Below are 20,377 nucleotides of genomic sequence, written 5' to 3' on the forward strand. Positions count from 1 at the left end.
GTCAGCCTCCCTTGATCTGAGCGGTTGTGGTGCGCGGCAGGGCGAGCAACTGGTCGCCAGCGACCAGCAGAACGTCGACGCCGAACTGGAATTGCGCCTGGTTGGTCTCGATCTGCGTCCAGAAGTCCTGGGGCAGGCCCTGGGGCGCAATGTCGGTGGTGGTCTGGATGCCCGGGCCGCTGAGGGTCACCGTCGGGCCGCCCTCGAGGGAGGCCACCTGCAGGATCACCGTGGTGGAGCGGTCGGGGTACTTGGCGTCGCCCTGGTTGAAGACGGCCAGGTTCGGGGCCTTGGCCATGTCGGTGACGATGGCGAAGGCGGCGTCCTGCGCCTGGACGGTCAGCGGGCAGCCGCAGTGGAAGCGGAGCCAGGCCTCGGCCTCTGAGTCGGCGAGCGCCGGATCGAGCCAGACCAGGGTCTCAAAGTCGAACAGGGTCAGGGCCACGGCGCCGGCGGCCTGGCCCAGACCGGTGGGGGCCTGGGGGGCGCGGTCGAAGCGGGTGATGCGGCCGGGGCGGGCCATGCATTCCATCACCTCGCGGAACACCGCCTGGCTCTCGCGGACAGGGTCGGCGAAGGCCGGCGCGATGCGGCTGAGATCGAGGGTTGCGACGCTCATTGGGGACCTCGGGTGCGAACCATGGTGAAGAAGTCGACCTTGGTGGCCGCGGCCTTGCGGGCGGCGGTGTCGCGGCGCTCGGCCTGGGCGCGGGCCAGCTTGGCGACCACCGCGCCCTCGACCACCGGGCGGAGGGCCGGCGCCTGCATCATGGCGTCGACGGCCGCGGCCAGTTCGGCGTGGCGACGATCGCGACCGGCCACATAGCCAATCCCGGTCTCGCCGCTCTCCAACCGCACCGCGGCGCGGGTGACGGTCATCTCGCCCATGTTGAAGGCGTCGCCGGCGCCGCCCATGCGGCCCCGCACCAGCACCAGGCCGGTCTCCGGCGCGCGCAGCGCCGAATAGGTCGGGGGCTCGGCAAGCGCGTCCCAGGCGGCGCTGACCTCGGCCGGCTGAGCCTTGGCCAGGATCGACAACCAATTGCGGCGCTCGTTGTTCGCCGTCTCGTGGACCGGTTCAGCCGGCATGTCTCACCTCGACAAGTAAGTAAAATGTTGTATTCGTCCTATGCATTGGGTATTCGAAAGCGGAATTGGCGACAACAAGCCAAGTATGAAAGTTATTTTACAGTAGTAAAACTTGTCTAGGACATCCGACGTAGACTGATCACGAGGTGATGGAATGTCAGGTGGAATGCCGTTGTGGCGAGAGATCGCCCAGTCGCTGGAGCGGCAGATACGATCGCGTGAACTGACGCCGGGCGACAAACTGCCCACGGAACACGAGCTGTCGCGTCAGTTCATGGTCAACCGCCATACGGTGCGGCGGGCCCTGTCCGACCTGCAGGAAAAGGGCATCGTCGAATCCACCCAGGGCCGCGGCAGCTTCGTGCGCCGCCCCTCGCGCCCAGCCCGCCTGCAGAAGCGGCCACGCTTTACCGAGGCCGTCCTACGCAGCGGGGCCGAGCCCACGACCCAGATCCTCAAGCTGGAGGTCCGCCCGGCGATCGGCGCCGTGGCCGAGCCCTTGGGGATCAAGGTCGGGGCGCCCGTCATCTTCATGGAGCGGCTGCGCTTCGTGGATGGCGAGCCGACGGCCCTTGGCCTTCACCACTTCAGCTTCGAGCGCTTCCCGACCTTCATCGAGATGTACAAGGTGCGCGGCACCATCACCCAGACCCTGCGCGACAGCGGCGTGCCCGACTATACGCGGCGGCGGACGTCGATCTCGGCGCGCCTGCCGACCCCGCAGGAGGCCGAGCAGCTGCATGTGCCCCGACACGTGCCCCTGATGATCCGAAGGTATCTCAATGTGGACGGCCTGGGCCGTCCGCTGGAGTTCGGCGAATCCCGCTCGACGGCCGAGATCGAGATCATTTTCCAGGACCCGGAACGGGACTGAATTTCCAATATTTTCCAGGAGATAGAGCGTGGAACTGGCGTTTCGAAACGCGCGCGTGGTGACGGGCGACGAGGACTTCATCGGATCGGTTCTGGTGCGCGATGGCGTCGTCGCAGAGGTGAGCCGCGGGGCGAGCGGCGTGGGGGAGGATTTCGACGGCGACGTCCTGATGCCCGGCGTGGTGGACCTGCACACCGACAGCCTGGAGAAGCACTATTTCCCCCGGCCGAATATCGACTGGAACCCGATGTCGGCGGCGGTCACCCATGACGGCTGCTGCCTGTCGGTGGGGGTGACCACCATCCTCAATTCCCTGACGCTGGGCTCCTTCAACCCTTCTGCGGCGCGGAACACCGACAACCTGCGCCGGCTGGTGGATGGCCTGCACGGCGCCCAGGACCAGGGCATGCTGCGGGCCGATCACAAGATCCACTGGCGCTGCGAGACCACGGCCGATGATCTCCGATCGCGCCTGGAGGTCATGGCCGACCATCCGATGACCGCCATGTTCTCGCTGATGGACCACACGCCGGGCCAGCGGCAGTACCGCAATCTGGAGAAGCACCTGGCCAACTGGCAGGCCAATGGGATGACCGAAGCGACGGCCCTTGAGCGCCTGGCCCAGGTCCGCGACCGTCAGGCCCGCAACGCCGAGGGCAACCGGACGCACGTGGCGCAGATGGCCAAGAGCCGCAATACGCCGCTCGCCAGCCACGACGACGAGAGCCTGGCCCATGTGGACGAGGCCGCTGACCTCGGCGCCACCGTGGCCGAGTTCCCGGTGACGGCCGAGGCCGCACGCCGGGCCCGCGAGCGCGGCATGGTGGTGGTCATGGGCGGCCCAAACCTGATCCGCGGCGGCTCCTATTCCGGAAACGTGCCGGCCGCCGAACTGGCCCAGGCCGACCTGCTCGACGCCTTCGCCTCGGACTATGTGCCCCGCAGCCTGGTGGAGTGCGCCTTCGCCATGACCCGGGAGCCCTTCGGCTGGAGCCTGGCCCAGGCGGTCGCCCTGGTCACCCGTGGTCCTGCCCGGGCCGTGGGCCTGGAGGACCGGGGCGAGGTCGCCCCTGGCCGCCGAGCCGACCTGCTGCGGGTGCGCCTGGCCGGGGACCTGCCATTGGTCCGCGGGGTCTGGACCCAGGGGAGGCGGGCGGCCTGATCGCCTGACCCGACCATGCGGATCGTCACCCTCAACACCTGGAAGAATGAGGGCCGATACGCGCGCCGCCTCGCCCTGATGGCCGAGGGCCTGACCGCCCTGGCGCCGGACGTGGTGTGCCTGCAGGAGGCCTTTCAGGCGCAGAGCTGGGATACGGCCGCCCACCTGGGCGCGGCGCTGAGCCTGAAGGTCGCCGCAGCGCCGGCCCGGCGCAAGGTGCGCGTCCACGACGGCCAAGCCGTGGAGAGCGCCTCCGGGCTCGCCATCCTGTCCCGTGACCCGCCTGCAGCCGCGGGGCGGGTCGAGCTGCCGTCATGCCCCGCCGATGGGGAGCGGATCGCCCAATGGGCGCAGATCCTTCCGGACCTCCGCGTCTTGAATCTCCATCTGACCCACCTGCGGGGCCCTGAGGCCGCCGCCCTGCGAGGTCGGCAACTGACCCTCGCCCTGGCGGAGGGCGCGCCGCCTCGAATGCCGACCGTCGTCGCAGGCGACTTCAACGCCCCGGCGATGGCCCTCGAACTGGCCGATCTCGCCCCAGCCCTCGATCCGGACGCCCCGGCCACGCTGCAGGGCGAACGCCTCTGCCAGGCCCAGCCCGGCGGCCGGGCCATCGATCATCTGGCGCTGGTCGGGCCAGGGATCTGGCGCGTGGTCGGCCGCTTCAACAGTTTGAACCAGCCCGATGCGGATGGCTTCTTTCCCAGCGACCATGCCTGCGTGGTCATGGATATCGAGCGCACCTGAGGTCGGCCTCAGGTCCTTGGGCGCGCAACAAAAAATGAGGCGTCCCGGCGATGGCCGGAACGCCCCGAAATGTCCGTTGGCGGGCCGCCGTTGCGCGACCCGCCCTTGGATTGGGGACTAGAAGCTGGCGCGGACGCCCACCAGGTACTTCCGGCCAAAGCCTTCGACCTCATAGGGACGGTCCTCGCGGCCCTGGTAGCGGACGCCCTGCTCGTTGGTCAGGTTGTTGGCGTCCATGAAGACCGAGAAGCTGTCGTTGACCTGATAGCGCACCGAGAAGTCCAGGCGCTGTGTGGCGTCCCAGTAGAGGTTGGAATTGGCCGAGGAGCCTGAGGGGAAGACCTCGTCCAGCCAGTCGGTGCGGTGCTGCCAGGTCAGGCGGGAGGACAGGCCGTACTTCTCATAGAACAGGGTTGCGCTGGTGATCCGGTCCGAGGTGCCGGGGAATTCCAAGGTCTCGCCATCGGGTGTTTCAAACTCGCCCTTCGTGAACGACACGCTACCCTGGAAGCCGAAGCCCGACATCCAGCCCGGCAGGAAGGTCCAGGGCTGGGTGTAGACGAACTCCAGCCCGGTCAGGTGGCCGCTCTCGCCGTTCACGATCGTGGACAGTGTGTAGGCGCTACGGTCCACGCCGCCGAAATTATAGCTGTCATCCCCGACGATCTGGGAGGAGTCGAAGAGCACGTCCTCGACTTCGCGGTGGAAGAAGCTGGCCGCAAGCAGCGAGGCCGGGGCGAAGTACCACTCGGCTGACAGGTCGATGCCGTAGGCCTTCTCCGGGGTGACGAAGGGATTGCCGCCGGAGATCGTCTCGGCGGTGTCGTTCACCGAGACGGTGGCGCGCATGTCCTCCAGGCTTGGGCGCGCCGAGCCAGTGATGAAGGCCGCCCGCAGCTTCAGGGTGTCGGAATAGTCGAAGCCGTAGTGCAGGCTCGGGAAGACGTTGGTCTCTTCGGAGTCGAAGCTGAGGGGCACAAGGGTCCCTCCGGCGTTGGCGAGGCCCTCCGAGCTGATCTCGGTGCGCTCGATCCGGACGCCGCCGGTCAGGGTGTGGCGATCCCACTTCCAGCGGTTCATGGCATAGGCGGATGCGACCTTTTCATCGACCGTGTTGGTGGCGCGGTCGTCGATGTCATAGACGGCGTAGTTGCCGGTCCCGGCGTCGTTGGCCGCCCGGGCGGCGTCCATCAGGGCCAGCAGTTGAGAGGTCATGGCGCGGGTGTCGATATGGACCGCCGTGAAGCCGCGGTTCATGTTCTGGTCCCACACGGTGGACCCGAAGAAGCTGTCCATGTCCCAGACCATGCCCAGCTTGGCGGCCGTGGATTCCAGCGGGAAACCGTTGCGGTTGGCGCTGACTACCGTGCCATCGGCGCGAACCAGGGCGGTGAGATCATTCTCCTGCGAGCGGTCATCATATTGGAAGCCGGCGCTGAAGGTGGCCTGGGCGCCGAAGCTGTCCCAGTCACGGCTCCCGTCGAACTTCAGGGTGACCGCTTCGGTTTCGAGGCGCGCGGTCGATTCTGACGCGAAGGACTCGCTCAGCGACAGCTGGTTCAGCGAGGTCCGCTCCGGGCCACGGGTCGGCACGCCATTGACCAGCACCGTGTCATAGAGGGTGTGGAGCGGAATCCCGCCGGAGACGGCGTTCACCTGCACCTGCATTGAGGGCAGCAGCGCAGCGTTGGCGGCGGTGGGCCGAGTAAAAGCGGTGGATGTCTGCTGGGTTACAGAGGGATAGAAGTTGTTAAATTCGGTCGTGGCGTAGGCGACGTCCCAGTTCAAGTTCCAATCGCTTATGCGATGCTTGCCCTGGAGGACGTTGAACGTCACCCCGTTGGAATAGATGCCGTAGGCGAAGGACGCATCCATTGGCACGCCGACCAAGTCAGCGGTCTCGAAGTTCCGCGTGCCGGAGAAAGCGCCGGCATAGTTGAACCGATACCAGTTGCGCTCTTCGAAGTCGTTGAACTCTGTATTGAGGTGGGTCAGCGAAACGTAGTGATCGTCGTTAGGCGAGTATTCAATCTTGGCCGAATAGGACTCGGTTTGACGTTCAATGACGTACTTGGTGTACCGGATCGATGATAGGCCGACGGCGTCGAAGCGCGGTTCGTCGTTATCGGTGTGCTGTTCGAAGGAATAGTGTGAGCCGATCAGGCTGGCGCCCCAGGTCCCGTTGGACCAGGAGAGGCGGCCGGAATACTGCTTCACCGGGCCGTCGCCCATATCGACGAAGCCGCCACCGAGGTCGAAGGACCCATGGAAGCCGGGCAGCGAGAGCGGCGAGAAGGTTTCGATGTTCACGCGGCCGGCCAGGGCCTCGGCGGGCATGTTGGGCAGCAGGGTCTTGTTCAGGATGACCTGGCTGATCTGCGCGGCCGGCACGGAGTCGAAGCGGAAGATGCGGTCTTCGGCGCCGATCAGGTTGACGCCGTCCAGCGCCATGGTCGTCCAGCGGGTCGGCGCCCCGCGGATCTGGATGTAGCGCTCCTGGCCCTGGTCGCGCTGAACGCCAACGCCGGGGAGGCGGGCGAGCGCGCCGGCCGCGGTGGCGTCGGGGAAGCGGCCGATAGTGTCGGCGGCGATCACGTTGACGATGTTGTCGGACGCCTTCTGGATTTCCAGCGAGGCCTCGATGGACTCGCGGATCGGCGTGGCGGTGACGACCAGCTCGGAGACTTCGGCTTCTAGGGCGCGGGCGGGCGCTGCGGCGGCGGCCAGGATGGGCAGGGAGGCCGAAACGGCCAGGAGAGCACGGCGCTTGCGAGCGCCAGCATTACGCGCAGCTTGGCGCAGACGATTGGATGACATGGGTCCGTCCCCCTTTTTGCTGTGATCAGCGGACGGGAGCCTCGACTAGGCTAAGCTGGTGTCATCCATTCGTGGGTTTGGTGATGTCTCGATGTTGGCGCCGGGACTTGTTGGCTAGACAGGGAAGGTTGGCGCACCCATCCCGAGGGGACAAGTGCGCCGAACCAACCTAGCCGTGCAGCTTCTTGGCCACTTCGGCGATGCGGCGGCCCTGATAGCGGGCGCCGTCCAGTTCCGTCTGGCTCGGCTGGCGCGAGCCGTCGCCGCCCGTGATGGTGGTGGCGCCGTAGGGGCTGCCGCCGGTCACCTCGTCCAGGCGCATCTGGGCCTGATAGCCATAGTCCATGCCCACCACCACCAGGCCGAAATGCATCAGGTTGGTGATCAGCGAGAAGAGCGTCGTCTCCTGGCCGCCATGCTGGGTGGCCGTGGCGGTGAAGGCGCCGCCGACCTTGCCGTTCAGGGCGCCGCTGGCCCACAGGCCGCCGGCCTGATCCAGGAAGTTGGCCATCTGTGAGGCCATGCGGCCAAAGCGCGTGCCGACGCCGATAATGATGGCGTCATAGTCCGCCAGGTCCTGGATGGAGGCCACCGGCGCCTCCTGGTCCAGCTTGTAGTGGGCCGCCTTGGCGACCTCTTCGGGCACCAGGTCGGGGACGCGCTTGATGTCCACCTGGACGCCGACCTCGCGGGCGCCCTCAGCCACGGCCTTGGCCATGGTTTCGATGTGGCCATAGGCCGAATAGTAAAGGACCAGAACCTTGGTCATGTCGCTCTCCTGTGGATTGGAAATGGGGGAAGGGGACGCGGCCCTCAGGCCGCGTCCACCAGGACGAGTTCGGCGTCTTCGAGGGCGGTGATGGTCAGGGACGTCTCGCCGGTGATGGCCGCGCCATCCCGCGCCTCCAGGGTCACGCCATTGACCTCCACCCGACCCTTGGCCGGCACCAGATAGGCGTGGCGGTCGGCGTCCAGGATGTGTTCGGTGGTCTCACCGGCCTTCAGGGTGGCGCCCAGGACTCTGGCCGGGGTGCGGATGGGCAGCGCCTCGCCGTCGTCTTCGAAGCCGCTGGCCAGGGTCACAAAGCGCCCGGAGCGATCGCCCTTGGGGAAGGGCTTGGCGCCCCAGGCGGGCGCGCCGCCGGTGCGGGCCGGCTCGATCCAGATCTGGAAGATGCGGGTGGTGTCGCTTTCCAGATTGTACTCGGCATGGCGGATGCCGGAGCCCGCGCTCATCACCTGAACGTCGCCGGCCTCGGTGCGGCCCTTGTTGCCCAGGCTGTCCTGGTGGGTGATGGCGCCCTCGCGGACATAGGTGATGATCTCCATGTCGGCGTGGGGGTGGGGCGGAAAGCCCGAGTTCGGCGCGATCTCGTCGTCGTTCCACACCCGGATCGGGCCCCAACCCATGCGCTTGGGATCGTAGTAGTTGGCGAAGGAGAAGTGGTGGCGGGCCTTGAGCCAACCGTGGTCGGCGCCGCCCAGTTCGGAAAAACCTCTGCGCTCAATCATCTCTCAAACCTCCGCGCCGTGGTCGGCGCCATTGCCTGAGACGAAGATAAGCTTCATGATCAGATTAGAAATAGAAACTATCGAAAAGCATCGTTTCCATATACATGACAGCGCTGCCTGACCTCGAAGCCATGGCCATCTTCGCCAAGGTGGTGGAGATGCGCTCCTTCTCGGCCGCCGCGACGGAGCTCAAACTGTCCAAGGCGACGGTCTCCAAGGCGGTCACGCGCCTGGAAGCGCGTCTGGGCGCGCGGCTGTTCAACCGCACCTCGCGCCGCCTGGCCCTGACCGAAAGCGGCGCGCGGCTGGCCGATCGCGCCCGACAGCTACTGGCTGACGGAGAGGCGGCCGAGGACGAGATCCTGGCCCAGTCGTCCCAGCCCCGCGGCCTGGTGCGCCTGGCCGCGCCCATGTCGTTTGGTCTGATCGAGCTGGCGCCCCTGCTGCCGGAGGTTCTGGCCGCCTATCCGGAGGTGGCCATCGATCTTCACATGAGCGATGAGGCGATCGACCTGGTCGGCATGGGGTTCGACATGGCGCTGCGGATCGCCAGCCTGCCGGACTCCTCCCTGATCGCCCGGAGGATCGGCCCCGTTCACCGCCATGTGGTCGCCGCGCCGGACTATCTGGCCCGTCATGGGCGTCCGACCCATCCCAGCCATCTCGCCGAGCACGCCTGCCTGGGCTACGCCTATCTCCCGACCCCTGAAACCTGGCGGTTCGCCAATGCGGCGGGGGAGGAGGTGGCGGTGCGTCCCAGCGGCCCCTTGCGCGCCAACAACGCCGAGGCCCTGTTGCCGGCGCTGGAGGCGGGCCTCGGCCTCGCGGTCCAGCCGGACTTCATTGTCCGCGACTGCCTGGCGGCCGGCCGGCTGGAGGTGGTGCTGGAGGGCTGGAGCCCGCCGCCCGTGGCCCTGCATCTGGTCATGCCCCCGGGCGGCCCCCGCCCTGCGCGGGTCGAGGCGGTGGCGAGCTTCCTCACCAGGCGCCTGGCGCAGCGATGCGCGATCGCCGGCGAACCGGCCTCGACAGCCGGCGTCTCGTGAGCCAGGGATAGGATTGATGGGCAAGCCTCTGGGAGCCGTCATGAGACCGCGCAAGGGCGCCACTTGGATGATCCTGGCCGCGACCTTCGGGCTTGTGGCATGCGGCTCAATTTCCCGCCCTAGCGCGGACCTGGTCGAGCTGTCGGCCTCGCCCGCGCCCACCCCCCTGGACGCCTTCCGCTTTATCGCCACCGACCCGGTCGGCAGCACGGCCTTCCTGGAGAGCTGGCGCGCCCAGCGCGATCCTGAGTCTGACGGCGTGAACGTGCTGGCGGTGTCCGGCGGCGGGGCCAATGGGGCGTTTGGCGCCGGCCTGCTGGTGGGGTGGTCGGAGGCCGGCGGGCGTCCCGCGTTCGACATTGTCACCGGAGTCAGCACAGGCGCCCTGATGGCGCCGTTCGCCTATCTCGGCCCGGAATGGGACGACCAGCTGATGCGCGCCTATACCGACCCGGACGCGGCCCGCCTGACCGAGGGCCAGTGGGGTCTGCTCCGACGGCCGAGTCTCTATAGCGACCGGTCGCTTCGCGCTCTGGTGGGCAAGTACGTCGATAGCCCCCTGCTGAGGGCCATTGCGGTCGAGCACCGGGCTGGTCGGCGTCTGTTGATGGCGACCACCAATCTCGACGCCCAGGAGGAGGTGATCTGGGACATGGGGGCCATCGCCCTGGCCGGACAGGCGCCAGGCCAGGCGCCGGCCGCCCTGGCGCTGTTTCGCAATGTGATGGTGGCCTCAGCCAGTATTCCGGGCGTCTTCCCGCCGGTCATGATGGATCCGGGGAGTGTCGATGATCTGGCCGAGATGCATGTGGACGGCGGGGTGACCACGCCCTTCGTCCTGGCGCCCGCCACCATGTCCTTCTGGGAGCCCAAGGGCGCCCTGGCGCCGGCCGACCTCTATGTGATCATCAATGGCGAGATCGAGGCGCGGCGGACCATCACCAAGGGGGCGACCCTGCCGATCCTGATGCGCAGTTTCGACACCATGTCCAAGGCCGACCTGCGGGCGCACCTGCTCGCCAGCGTGGCCTTCGCCGAGCGCAACGGCGCGACCTTGCGTTACGCCGCCATCCCCACGGAGCTGGGCGCCGACAGCCTGGCCTTCGACACGGAGTCCAGGGGCCGGCTGTTTGCGGCCGGACGCGCCGCCGGGCTGGCGGGCACGGCGTTCCGAGAGGCCATCCCGGAAGAGATTTCTCCCCCGGCCGGCCGGCCATAGGGGATTAAGCTCAGGCGGCGGTGGAGGCCGCAGGGGTGGCCCCGGCCGAGGCTTCGTGCTCACCGGCCTTGGCCAGGCGCACGCTGCGGCCTTCGAACACGGCGCCGGTCTCCATGGCCAGCTGTTCATGGGCGATGTCGCCCTCGATATGGGCCGTGCCATAGAGGCGCACCTGCCGGGCCTTCATCGGGCCTTTCACATGGCCGCGGATCTCGGCGATCACCGCGACCACGGAGCCCTCGATGCGGCCCTGCGGCCCGAGGCTGAGCTTGCCGACGCGGATATCGCCGCGGACCAGGCCGTCGATCTGCACCTCGGCCTCGCCGGCGATATCGCCCTGCACACAAAGGCCTGGGCCGATCAGTGACGCCGGCTTGGGCTTGGCGACCGGTTGCGGCGGTTGGGCGCGCAGAGCCTGATCGTCGTCTGGCCGCCGCTGAGCGGTGGTTTTGCTGGATTTGTCGAACATGGCCCGTCCCGTCCCGATACGTTTCGGCACGCGCCGTGCAAGCTCAGGGCCAGTCCGGGATCACTGTTCTGCGAATGCGCCCCTGACCAGGCGAGCATAGAGTCGTTCCTCCAGCCCACGGGGTTTCGAAAGACCAAGGCGCTCAAGGGCCTCGGCCAGGCCGGGCGCAGCCTTGCCCGGCGCCAGGCCGCGCAGGGCCAACCCCGCGATCTCGGTCTTGGACGCTGCAGCGGCCTTGATCCGCTGCAGGACAGGGGCCAGGTCCTGCTCGACCTGGGTCATCTCGCTGCCGAATGGGAAGGGCGGCAGATCGCCGGCCTCGCGGAAGGGCGCCAGCCGCTCGGCGATCCCCGCGGCGGTGTTGCCGGCGGCGAAGGCGCTGATCCGATGTTCCCGCGATAGCTTGCCCGCGTCCTTGGCCTGGCCGGCGAGGGTTTCGTGGAAGGCCGTATCGGCCACCTCCAGCATGCGGGCGATCACCTCGCCGTCCCGGGCGCCGCGCAGGTCGGCGACGCCGTACTCCGTCACGATCATGTCGCGCAGGTGACGGGGGATGGTGGTGTGGCCATAGGACCAGCGGATATTGGACTCTTGTCCGTCGCTGGCCTGGCGGCTGGCGGGCAGGGTCATGATCGACCGGGCGTCGGGCAGGGCGAAGGCCTGGGCCACGAAGTTGTACTGGCCGCCGACCCCGCTCACCACCCGGCCATCCTCCAGGGCGTCGGAGGTCACCGCCCCCAGCAGGGTGGCGATCATGGCGTTGTTGACGAAGCGCGCCCCCTTGCGGTCGGCGACCCGCTTGTCGAAGTCCGCGCCGTGCAGCTCATTGACGAAGCCCACATCGGTCATCCGGAACTTGGCCCGCTCCTCCAGGGGCATGTCGCGCAGGGCGGCGTAGAAGTCCCGCGGCGCCAGGAAGAAGGCCGCGTCCAGCACCGCCCCGTCCACCTCGCGCTTCAGCACGCCGGCGCGATAGAGCTCCAGGAAGGCGTCCACGAACATCTCGGTGGCGGCATAGATCCCCTCATCGAAGGGTTTCGTGTGGCGCTCCAGCCGGTCGTCGGGTGGGGTCAGGGCCTTGAGGATGGCGGCGAACCTGGCCGGCTGCCGGTGGCGCAGGATGAGCGCGTGGGCCACCGCATGGCCCATGGAGCCGATGCCGATCTCCAAAGTGCCGCCGTCGGGGATCAGGCTCGCGACGTGGAATCCCATGGCGTAGTGGGTCAGGCTGACCGGCTGCTTGGGCGGGCCAGGCAGGGGAAACTCAACCTCCGGGCTTTCCAGCATCATGGCGAAGGCGTCGGGCGCCAGTTCGGCTGGACCTGGCATATAGGGCAGTTGGGAATTGACCTGGCCCACCAGGATGAGGTCGGTTCGTCCCTCGGCCTTGGCCTTGAGCAGCTCCAGGGTCATGTCGGTGTTGCAGGAGAGGCTGTAGCGCTCTGCGCCGTCCCGCTCGCCCTTGGCCACCAGCTGGGCGACCACATTGCAGCCGCGCTCCAGGATGTAGCGACTGGCATGGGTGTAGTTGGCGCTGATGTAGTTCTGTTGCACCTCGGGATCGTTCAGCCACATGCCGGCCTGCAGGAAGAACTCGTCCACCTCGATATTGGGCGGCAGGCCGCCGCGGCGCTGGGCCTGGGCGTAGGCGAGCTCGGGATAGCCCCCCAGGGTCCGCTCCAGGATCGGCCCCATGAAGCGCTTCTCCAGCAGGCTGCCGGGCTCGGGCGGCGTCAGGGTGAGCGCCGTGAAGATCCGCAAAGAGATCGAGCGGTCGGTCGCAGCCCGGGCATAGAGGGCGTTGGCGATGTGGTTGGCCTTGCCCAGGCCAAGCGGCAGGCCCAGCACCACCTTGCCGTCGAGCCGCTCGATGATGGCCTTGGCGACCTCGTCGGCCTGGGTCATCCGCAACATCGCCCCACTCACGTCAGACGATCCCAGCCCTGGTCGGGACGGAAGCGTTCCCCGTGGATGGCGGCAAGTTCCTCCATACGGGCCTTCAGGGCCGGAGCCCCGGCCTCACGGGCATAGTGGATCGGACCGCCGCGGAAGGGAGCAAAGCCCGCGCCGAAGATCATCGCCCCATCGACGATGTCCTCGTCCTCGACCACGCCCTTGCGGAGGCATTCGAGGCAGGCGTCGATCATCGGCAGGATCAGGCGGTCGGTCATCTCCTGGGTCGGTTTGGCGAAGGACTTGGCCTTCTGGGCCTCGCCGTCCTTCCAGGCATAGACGCCCTTGCCGGTCTTGCGGCCCAGATCGCCGGCCGTGACCTTGGCGCGCAGGGTGTCGGGCGGGACGGGCAGGGGCTTGTCGAGGCCGGCCTTCAGGCTGTCGGCCACCGCCATGCCCACGTCCAAGCCTACCTGGTCGGCCAGTTCGGCGGGTCCCACGGGCATGCCGAAGGCCTCGGCCGCGGCGTCGATGGTTTCGGGGGCGACGCCCTCCTGCATCATCACCATGGCTTCGAGCATGTAGGGGGTCAGCGCTCGGTTGACGAGGAAGCCCGGCGCGCTGCGCACCGGCGCGGGCAGGCGGTCGATGGCCCCGAGGAAGGCCTTGGCCAGGTCCAGGGTTTCGGCCGCCACACCCTCATGGGTGACGATCTCCACCATCTGCATCCGTGACACCGGATTGAAGAAGTGGATGCCGATCAGCCGTTCGGGCCGCGACAGGCCCTGCGCCAGATCCTCCAGCCGGATGGATGAGGTATTGGTGGCCAGCACCGCGCCGGACTTCATGCGCGGTTCGAGGTCGGCATAGATTTTCTTTTTGAGTTCAAGCTTTTCCGGGGCCGCCTCGATGATCAGGTCGGCGTGGCCAACCCCCTGGCCATCGGGATCGGGGATCAGGCGGTCCAGGGCGTCGCGGGTCTTGGCGCTGTCGTGGCCGAGCTTGGGATAGAGGGCGGCGGCCCGGCCGACGGCCTGGGCGATGATCTCGGGCTTCAGGTCGGCCAGGGTGACCTTGATCCCATGCCAGGCGGCCCAGGCGGCGATGTCGCCCCCCATGGCGCCGGCGCCGATCACGTGCAGGTGGCGCGGCGGCTGCGCCCCCACCTCGGTCAGCCGCTTCATCTTCTCCCGCAGGAAGAAGACGCCGATCAGGTTCTGGGCGGCGTCGGTCGTCATCAGCTGGGCGAAGGAGGCGATCTCGGCCTGGCGCAGGGCCTTCAGGTCATCCCCGTGACGTTCCCACAGGTCCACCAGGGCGCCCGGCGCCGGATAGTGTTCCGGGGGCGCCTGCTTGGCGGCCTGACTGCGCATGCGGTCGGCGGCGGCGCGGCGGGGAATGTCGGCGTGCAGGATGCGTTCGGTCACCTGGTGGCGCAGCCGGCCCAGGCGGCCGGGCTTGGACGAGCGGAACTCGCCCCGGGCCACTGCGGCGACGGCGGCGCGCACATGGCGCTCCTCGGTCACGGCGTCGGCAAGGCCGATCGCCTTGGCCTCGCCCGGGCGCTTGGCCTTGCCGGTCAGCATCATCTGCATGGCTTCCAGCGGGTCGATCAGGTCCAGCAGACGGGCCGTGCCGCCCAGGCCGGGATGCAGGCCGAGCTGAACTTCGGGAAAGCCCAGGCGCGCCTCATCGCCCACCAGGATGCGATGGTCGCAGGCCAGCGCGATCTCCAGCCCGCCGCCCAGGGCGTAGCCGTGGATCACCGCCACCGTCGGGACGCTGAGCTTGGCCAGGCGATCGACAACCTCGTGGGCGCGGGTCATGCGCTTTTCCACCTCGGCGGCGTCACGGGCGCCGACGAAGGCCTTCACATCGGCGCCAGCGAAGAAGCCGCCGGCCTTGGCCGAGCGGATCGCCAGGGCTTTCGGCGCGTCCTGCTCCACCTTGGCCAGGATCTGGTCGAGCTCCTCCAGCACCTCTTCGGATACGGTGTTGGCGCTGACGCCCGGCTGATCGGCGATCAGCCAGTCGATTCCATCCTCGTCCCGGCTCAGCCGCCAGGCCGTCCAGGGGCCGGGCGCGCCGGTGTCGGGGCCAAGCTCCATCAGCCGCGGTTCGAGAGTGTTCCAGGCGGTGTCCGTCATCGATGTCTCCTTCAGACCGCTTGGATGAGCATGGCGCCGCCCTGGCCGCCGCCGATGCATTCGGTGGCGACGCCGCGGGGCTGGGACAGGCGCTTCATGGCGTTGGCCAGGTGCAGGACGATCCGCGCGCCGCTGGCGCCCACCGGATGACCCATGCCGATGGCGCCGCCATCGACATTCAGCCGCTCCCGGTCGATCTGACCGAAGTCGCCCTCCAGGCCGAGCACCCGCCGGCGGAACCCGTCGTCCTGCCAGGCGGCCAGACAGGCGAGGACCTGGGCGGCGAAGGCCTCGTTGATCTCCCAGATCGGCACGTCCGACAGGGTCATGTCGTGGGCGCGCAGCAGGTCCGTGGCCGACATCACCGGGCCAAGCCCCATGATCTTCGGGTCCAGGGCCGCCCAGCGGCTGTCGACGATCTCGGCCAGGGGCTCCAGGCCGTGTTCTTTCACGGCCTCTTCCGAGGCCAGCACGACCCACGTAGCGCCGTCGGTGATCTGTGAGCTGTTGCCGGCGGTCACCTTGCCGAAGGGGGGCTCGAAGGCCGGCTTCAGCTTGGCCAGCTTGTCGGGGCTGGAGTCCGGCCGCACGCCGTCGTCACGGTCGTAAAGCTCACCATCGCGGGCGAAGGCGGGTTCCAGCTCGCCCTTGAACCAGCCCTCGGCGTGGGCGCGGGCGGAGCGCAGCTGGCTTTCAGAGGCGTAGACATCGGCCTCGTGGCGGGAGATGTCGAACATCTGCGCCAGAATTTCCGCTGTCTGGCCCATGTTCAGGTCGGTGATCGGGTCGGTCAGGCCGCGCTCCAGGCCGATGACCGGGCTCAGGAAATCAGGCCGGAAGCCCATGGCCGCCTTGGCCTGGGCCAGCGGGCTGCGGGCGCCGTTCAGCTCGGCGAACCATTCGGTGGCGTCGTGGCTCAGCACCAGGGGCGCATGGCTCAGCGACTCCGCGCCGCCGGCCAGGATCAGATCGGCGGTCCCCTGCTGGATGTAGCGGAAGGCGGTGTCGATGGACTGCATGCCCGAACCGCAATTGATCTGCACGGTGAAGGCCACCATGGCCTCGCCCATGCCCAACCTCAGGGCCGCCACCCGGGCGGGGTTCATCTCGTCGGCCACCACGTTCACGCAGCCCAGAATGACCTGGTCGAAGGCGGTCGGGGCGAAGGGCTGGCGCAGCAGCAGCGGTCGCCCGCACTGGACGGCCAGGTCCACCGGGGTGAAGGGGCCGGGCCGCCCGCGGGCCTTGATGAACGGGGTGCGCGCGCCGTCGACAATATAGACTGGCCGGCTCATTCGGCGGCCTCGACGCGCACCTGCTCAGCCGGGACAGCCTTGCCGGTGATCTCCTCGGGCGAGAAGTCGTCCACGGCCACCACCTTGGCCACGGCGATAGCGACCTCGGCCAGCCTGTCGTGGTCCTCGCGGCTGATCAGGCCCTGGTCGAGGGCGGCGTCCGGATCCCGGACCCGCAGCTTCTTCAGGCGGTCGCGGATCGGTTCGGTGGAGACCACCAGATCCAGGGCGCGCTCCAACTCGGCCACGGCGTCGTCGCCGGCGCCCAGATAGACCCCGTCGGTGAGGCGGTCGCGGGTGGCCGAAGGCTCCAGGATCAGCCGGGCGCAGGCGCGAGTAGTCCTGTCGCTGGGGCCGCGGCGGATGACGCCGAAGGGCAGGACGAACAGGCCCAGCAGCCAGGCCACCGGCTGGTTGGGGAAGTTGTCGAGAATCTCCTTCAGGCGACGCTCGATGGTCAGGAAGCCATCCTGCATGATCCATTCGACGAGCGGCAGGTCCGCCTCCTGGCGGCCATCCTCCTCCCAGCGCTTCAGGGTGGCGCTGAGCAGATAGAGTTCGGCCAGGATGTCGCCGAAGCGGGCCGAGAGCATCTCCTTGCGCTTCAGGGAGCCGCCCATGGTCAGCAGGGCGGCGTCGGAGGCGAGCGCAAAGCTCGCCGCATAGCGGCTGAGCTTGCGGTAGTAGCGCCGGGTCGGTCCGGTTTCCGGCGCAGGCCCCAGCAGGCCGTCGCTCCAGGAGCGAATGAAGGCGTTCTTCGCCGTCCTCAGAATGTGTCCCGCATGCGCCCAGACCGTGACATCGAAGGCCGCCAGGCCCCGCTGCGTGTCCTCGTCGGCCAGGGCCTCCATCTCCTTGAGGATGAAGGGGTGGGCGCGGATCGCGCCTTGGCCGAAGACGATCAGGCTGCGGGTGAGGATATTGGCGCCCTCCACCGTGATGCCCACCGGCACGGAGCGGTAGAAGGTCCCCATATAGTTCTTCGGCCCATCAATGACGGCCTTGCCGGCATGGACGTCCATGGCGTCGTTGGCGCTGATGCGCATCCGCTCGGTGGCGCTGTTCTTCATGATCGCTGAGACGACCGAAGGGTGGTGGCCCAGCGCCAGGCCTGCGCAGGTGAACCGGCGGGCGGCGTCCAGCAGATAGGCGTTGGCGGCGATGCGCCCCAGGCGCTCCTGCACGCCCTCGAACTCGCCGATGGGGATGCGGAACTGGGTGCGGACCCGGGAATAGGCGCCGGTGGTGCGCGCAGCCATGGCCGCGCCGGCCGCCGACAGGGAGGGCAGGGAGATGCCGCGTCCGGCGGCGAGCGCCGCGTTCAGCATCATCCAGCCCTTGCCGATCTGGTCCTGACCCCCAAGGATCGCGTCCATGGGCAGGAAGACGTCGTGGCCGGAATTGGGGCCGTTCTGGAAGGCCTGCATGGCCGGAATGTGCCGGCGGCCGATCTCGATCCCGGGGGTGTCGGTGGGGGCCAGGATGACCGTGATGCCCAGGTCCTCCTCGCCGCCCAGCAGGCCGTCGGGATCCTTGACCTTGACCGCCAGCCCGAGGACCGTCGCGATGGGCCCCAGCGTGATATAGCGCTTGGCCCAGTTGAGCTTCAGGCCCAGCACCTTCTGGCCCTTGTACTCGCCCTCGCAGACCACGCCGGTGTCAGTCATAGCCGTGGCGTCAGAGCCCGCCTCGGCGCTGGTCAGGCCAAAGGCGGGGATGTCGCGGCCATCGGCCAGCCGCGGCAGCCAGAAGGTCTTCTGGTTGTCCGTGCCGAACTTCATCAGCAGCTCGCCGGGGCCCAGCGAATTGGGCACCATCACCGTCACGGCGGCGGCCACCGAGCGCGTGGAGATCTTCCGCACCACTTCGGAATGGGCGTAGGGACTGAAGCCCAGGCCGCCATATTCCTCAGGGATGATCATCCCGAAGAACCGCTCGCGCTTGATGAAGTCCCAGGCTTCCGGGGGAAGGTCGCGGTCCTCCCAGTTGATCTTCCAGTCGTCCAGCATGGCGCAGAGCTGATCGACGGGCCCGTCGATGAAGGCCCGCTCGGCCTGCGTCAGCTTGGCGGGGGGGATGTCCAGCATGGCCTGCCAGTCCGGGTCGCCGGAAAACAGCGCCGCGTCCCACCAGACATCGCCGGCGGCGATGGCCTCCGCCTCGGTGTCGGACATCTCGGGCAGGACACCCTTGGCCATGTGATAGATCGGCCGCGTGACAAAGTCGCGGCGCAGGGCGGACGTGTCCATGCAACACCTCGCTCGGGGTTTGAGGGTTCGGAGTGTGGGCTCAGCCTAGCCAACGCATGGGAGTCCCTTAGGTTCGCCGGTCTTCCCCCAATCGGCCGGGGATGCAGGAAAACTTGCGGCCAAGTTGAACGGTCGGGAGGGTGGGGTGTTCGGTCTGCAAATCATCTCATCTGATGGAGGCGACCATGCCCGAACAGCCCGATTTCGAACCGCAGGATCAGGCCGAGACCTTCGACGAGGACAATACGATCGGCGCCGGCGACGACATTCCGCCCGCTGAGATGCGAACCTTCGAAGAGATGCCGACCGTCCGTGACGAAACCTCCGCCCTGGGCGACGCGGACGACGACGAGGCCCTGATCGCCGAAGACCTGGATGATGACGAGATCGTCGCCCTGGCCCGCGACGAGCAGGATGGGCTCAGTCGCGACAGCGACGATCCCGAGGTTCGCGCCGCCGAGCCGGCCGGAAGCGTTCGATCGGGCGCCGAGGAGCCCACCTTGATCGACGCCGGCGGACTCGCCGGAGCGCCGGAGGACGCCGACCTGGGCGAGCTGGAATCGACACGCCTTGATGACGCGGACCTGCAGGATTTGGGCTATCGCAAAGACTGATGGCTGACCGATCCCCCAGAGCGTGACCTGACCCTTGCGATTGTGTCGGGGCGCACAGGCGTGACAGCCTGGACCCCTGCAACCGTGGAGCCTTGCCTTGCCCCTGCCGACCACCGCCGACAGCGCCCCGGGCTCCCAGCTGGAGCGCCTTCTCGCCCTGGCCGATCGCCCCGCCCCGGTGAAGACCGCCGTCGTTCACCCTGTGGACGAACTTTCGCTGGCCGGCGCTGTCGAGGCCGCTGAGCGCGGTCTGATCCTGCCCGTGCTGGTCGGACCCAAGGCGCGGATCGCCCAGGCGGCGGAGGCGGCCGGCCTGGACATCTCGGGGCTGGAGGTGCGTGACGCGCCGTTCAGCCACGCCGCTGCGGCCCTCTCCTGCCTGCTGGCCGGCCAGGGCGAGGTGCAGGCGATCATGAAGGGGGCGCTGCATACCGACGAGCTGCTTGAGGCGGTGGTGGCCAAGGACTGCGGCCTGCGCACCGAGCGGCGCATGAGCCACGTCTTTATCCTCGACGTGCCGACCTATCCCAAGCCGCTGCTGGTCACCGATGCGGCGATCAATATTGCGCCGGATCTCGCCACCAAGCGCGACATCGTCCAGAACGCCATAGACTGCGCCCGGGCCATGGGGGTGGCGCGGCCCAAGGTCGCCATCCTGGCGGCGGTGGAGACGGTGAATCCCAAGATGATCGCCACCCTCGACGCCGCAGCCCTCTGCAAGATGGCCGATCGGGGCCAGATCGTCGGCGGCCTTCTCGACGGGCCGCTGGCCTTCGACAATGCGATCTCGAAGGAGGCCGCCGAGGCCAAGCATATCGTGTCGGAGGTGGCGGGCGACGCCGACGTCCTGCTGGTGCCCGATATCGAGTCCGGCAACATGCTGGCCAAGCAGCTCTTCTATCTGGCGCGGGCCCAGTCGGCGGGGATCGTCATGGGCGCCAAGGTGCCGATCATGCTGACCAGCCGGTCCGACGGCGCGCTGTCGCGCATGGCCTCCTGCGCGGTCGCCCTCCTGGTCGCCAAGGCCCAGCGGTCCAAGCCGGCGAAGTGACCATGTCCCAGATCCTGGTTCTGAACGCGGGCTCGTCCAGCCTGAAATTCGGCGTCTATTCCGTATCTTCTGAAAGCGATCTGTCTCTGACCTTGAGCGGCTCGGTGTCGGGCTTGCCGGATGAGCCCCGGTTGGTCGCCCGGGGACCCGAAGGCCGGGTGGCGGCTGAAAGCGACTGGCCCCGCGCCGACGG

At 68.1% G+C, this 20,377-nt stretch carries 17 protein-coding genes and 1 pseudogene; 8 read left to right on the forward strand and 10 right to left on the reverse strand.

The window, feature by feature from the left end:
* Nucleotide 1 precedes the first annotated feature (1 nt).
* A complete protein-coding gene (gene phnH / locus Q7S93_RS16070) occupies nucleotides 2–619 on the reverse strand; it encodes a phosphonate C-P lyase system protein PhnH (RefSeq protein ID WP_304715023.1) in 618 nt (205 codons plus the stop codon).
* Nucleotides 616–1,089 (reverse strand): phosphonate C-P lyase system protein PhnG, encoded by a 474-nt coding sequence (gene phnG, locus Q7S93_RS16075; protein ID WP_304715024.1) that lies wholly within the window; start codon nucleotides 1,087–1,089, stop codon nucleotides 616–618. The genes phnH and phnG overlap by 4 nt, the downstream gene beginning before the upstream one ends.
* Nucleotides 1,090–1,255: 166 nt before the next feature.
* Between phnG and phnF the strand changes: the two genes are divergently transcribed.
* Genes phnF through Q7S93_RS16090 form a run of 3 tightly spaced genes read left to right on the forward strand, consistent with a single transcriptional unit; the run spans nucleotide 1,256 to nucleotide 3,872 of the window.
* Nucleotides 1,256–1,963 (forward strand): phosphonate metabolism transcriptional regulator PhnF, encoded by a 708-nt coding sequence (phnF, locus tag Q7S93_RS16080; RefSeq protein WP_304715029.1) that lies wholly within the window; start codon nucleotides 1,256–1,258, stop codon nucleotides 1,961–1,963.
* Nucleotides 1,964–1,991: 28 nt separating this feature from the next.
* Entirely contained in the window at nucleotides 1,992–3,125 is a 1,134-nt protein-coding gene (locus tag Q7S93_RS16085) for an alpha-D-ribose 1-methylphosphonate 5-triphosphate diphosphatase (RefSeq protein ID WP_304715031.1), read from the forward strand.
* Between the two features lie 15 nt (nucleotides 3,126–3,140).
* Nucleotides 3,141–3,872 (forward strand): endonuclease/exonuclease/phosphatase family protein, encoded by a 732-nt coding sequence (locus tag Q7S93_RS16090; protein WP_304715037.1) that lies wholly within the window; start codon nucleotides 3,141–3,143, stop codon nucleotides 3,870–3,872.
* Between the two features lie 117 nt (nucleotides 3,873–3,989).
* Here the strand turns inward: Q7S93_RS16090 and Q7S93_RS16095 are convergent, their stop codons facing one another.
* The 3 genes from Q7S93_RS16095 to Q7S93_RS16105 form a co-directional block, all read right to left on the reverse strand.
* Nucleotides 3,990–6,689, reverse strand: a complete 2,700-nt coding sequence (locus Q7S93_RS16095; protein WP_304715038.1) for a TonB-dependent receptor — start codon at nucleotides 6,687–6,689, stop codon at nucleotides 3,990–3,992.
* A gap of 169 nt (nucleotides 6,690–6,858) precedes the next feature.
* A complete protein-coding gene (wrbA, locus tag Q7S93_RS16100; protein WP_304715041.1) occupies nucleotides 6,859–7,458 on the reverse strand; it encodes an NAD(P)H:quinone oxidoreductase in 600 nt (199 codons plus the stop codon).
* Between the two features lie 44 nt (nucleotides 7,459–7,502).
* The gene (locus Q7S93_RS16105) at nucleotides 7,503–8,201 is read right to left on the reverse strand and encodes a pirin family protein (RefSeq protein ID WP_304715044.1); all 699 of its coding nucleotides are present in this window, start codon (nucleotides 8,199–8,201) and stop codon (nucleotides 7,503–7,505) included.
* 104 nt (nucleotides 8,202–8,305) lie between these two features.
* Between Q7S93_RS16105 and Q7S93_RS16110 the strand changes: the two genes are divergently transcribed.
* Entirely contained in the window at nucleotides 8,306–9,247 is a 942-nt protein-coding gene (locus Q7S93_RS16110) for a LysR family transcriptional regulator (RefSeq protein WP_304715047.1), read from the forward strand.
* A 40-nt stretch (nucleotides 9,248–9,287) separates the two neighbouring features.
* The gene (locus Q7S93_RS16115; protein ID WP_304715049.1) at nucleotides 9,288–10,466 is read left to right on the forward strand and encodes a patatin-like phospholipase family protein; all 1,179 of its coding nucleotides are present in this window, start codon (nucleotides 9,288–9,290) and stop codon (nucleotides 10,464–10,466) included.
* 10 nt (nucleotides 10,467–10,476) lie between these two features.
* Here the strand turns inward: Q7S93_RS16115 and Q7S93_RS16120 are convergent, their stop codons facing one another.
* From Q7S93_RS16120 to Q7S93_RS16140, 5 genes are read right to left on the reverse strand one after another with little or no spacing between them, the layout of a single operon-like run.
* Nucleotides 10,477–10,935, reverse strand: a complete 459-nt coding sequence (locus Q7S93_RS16120) for a bactofilin family protein (protein WP_304715051.1) — start codon at nucleotides 10,933–10,935, stop codon at nucleotides 10,477–10,479.
* A gap of 60 nt (nucleotides 10,936–10,995) precedes the next feature.
* Nucleotides 10,996–12,849: an acetyl-CoA hydrolase/transferase C-terminal domain-containing protein gene (locus tag Q7S93_RS16125; protein ID WP_304715054.1), complete on the reverse strand. Its 1,854-nt coding sequence runs from the start codon at nucleotides 12,847–12,849 to the stop codon at nucleotides 10,996–10,998.
* Nucleotides 12,850–12,857: 8 nt separating this feature from the next.
* The gene (locus Q7S93_RS16130) at nucleotides 12,858–14,975 is read right to left on the reverse strand and encodes a 3-hydroxyacyl-CoA dehydrogenase NAD-binding domain-containing protein (RefSeq protein WP_304715055.1); all 2,118 of its coding nucleotides are present in this window, start codon (nucleotides 14,973–14,975) and stop codon (nucleotides 12,858–12,860) included.
* An 11-nt stretch (nucleotides 14,976–14,986) separates the two neighbouring features.
* Nucleotides 14,987–16,270 (reverse strand): acetyl-CoA C-acetyltransferase, encoded by a 1,284-nt coding sequence (locus tag Q7S93_RS16135; RefSeq protein ID WP_304715059.1) that lies wholly within the window; start codon nucleotides 16,268–16,270, stop codon nucleotides 14,987–14,989.
* Complete coding sequence (locus Q7S93_RS16140) at nucleotides 16,267–18,519, reverse strand: acyl-CoA dehydrogenase (protein WP_304715061.1); 2,253 nt, start codon at nucleotides 18,517–18,519, stop codon at nucleotides 16,267–16,269. Before Q7S93_RS16140 ends, Q7S93_RS16135 begins: the two co-directional genes overlap by 4 nt.
* 185 nt (nucleotides 18,520–18,704) lie before the next feature.
* Here Q7S93_RS16140 and Q7S93_RS16145 point away from each other — a divergent pair, with 185 nt between their 5' ends.
* The 3 genes and pseudogenes from Q7S93_RS16145 to Q7S93_RS16155 all read left to right on the forward strand — a co-directional run.
* Nucleotides 18,705–19,133 carry a hypothetical protein gene (locus Q7S93_RS16145; RefSeq protein WP_304715063.1) on the forward strand — a complete coding sequence of 143 codons (429 nt, stop codon included), beginning with the start codon at nucleotides 18,705–18,707 and terminating at the stop codon, nucleotides 19,131–19,133.
* A 97-nt stretch (nucleotides 19,134–19,230) separates the two neighbouring features.
* Nucleotides 19,231–20,184: a bifunctional enoyl-CoA hydratase/phosphate acetyltransferase gene (locus Q7S93_RS16150; protein WP_304715067.1), complete on the forward strand. Its 954-nt coding sequence runs from the start codon at nucleotides 19,231–19,233 to the stop codon at nucleotides 20,182–20,184.
* Between the two features lie 2 nt (nucleotides 20,185–20,186).
* Nucleotides 20,187–20,377, forward strand: a pseudogene (locus Q7S93_RS16155) (acetate/propionate family kinase); the annotation flags it as partial.

The organism is Phenylobacterium sp. (genome assembly GCF_030646615.1).
In the GTDB taxonomy this organism is placed as follows: domain Bacteria; phylum Pseudomonadota; class Alphaproteobacteria; order Caulobacterales; family Caulobacteraceae; genus Phenylobacterium.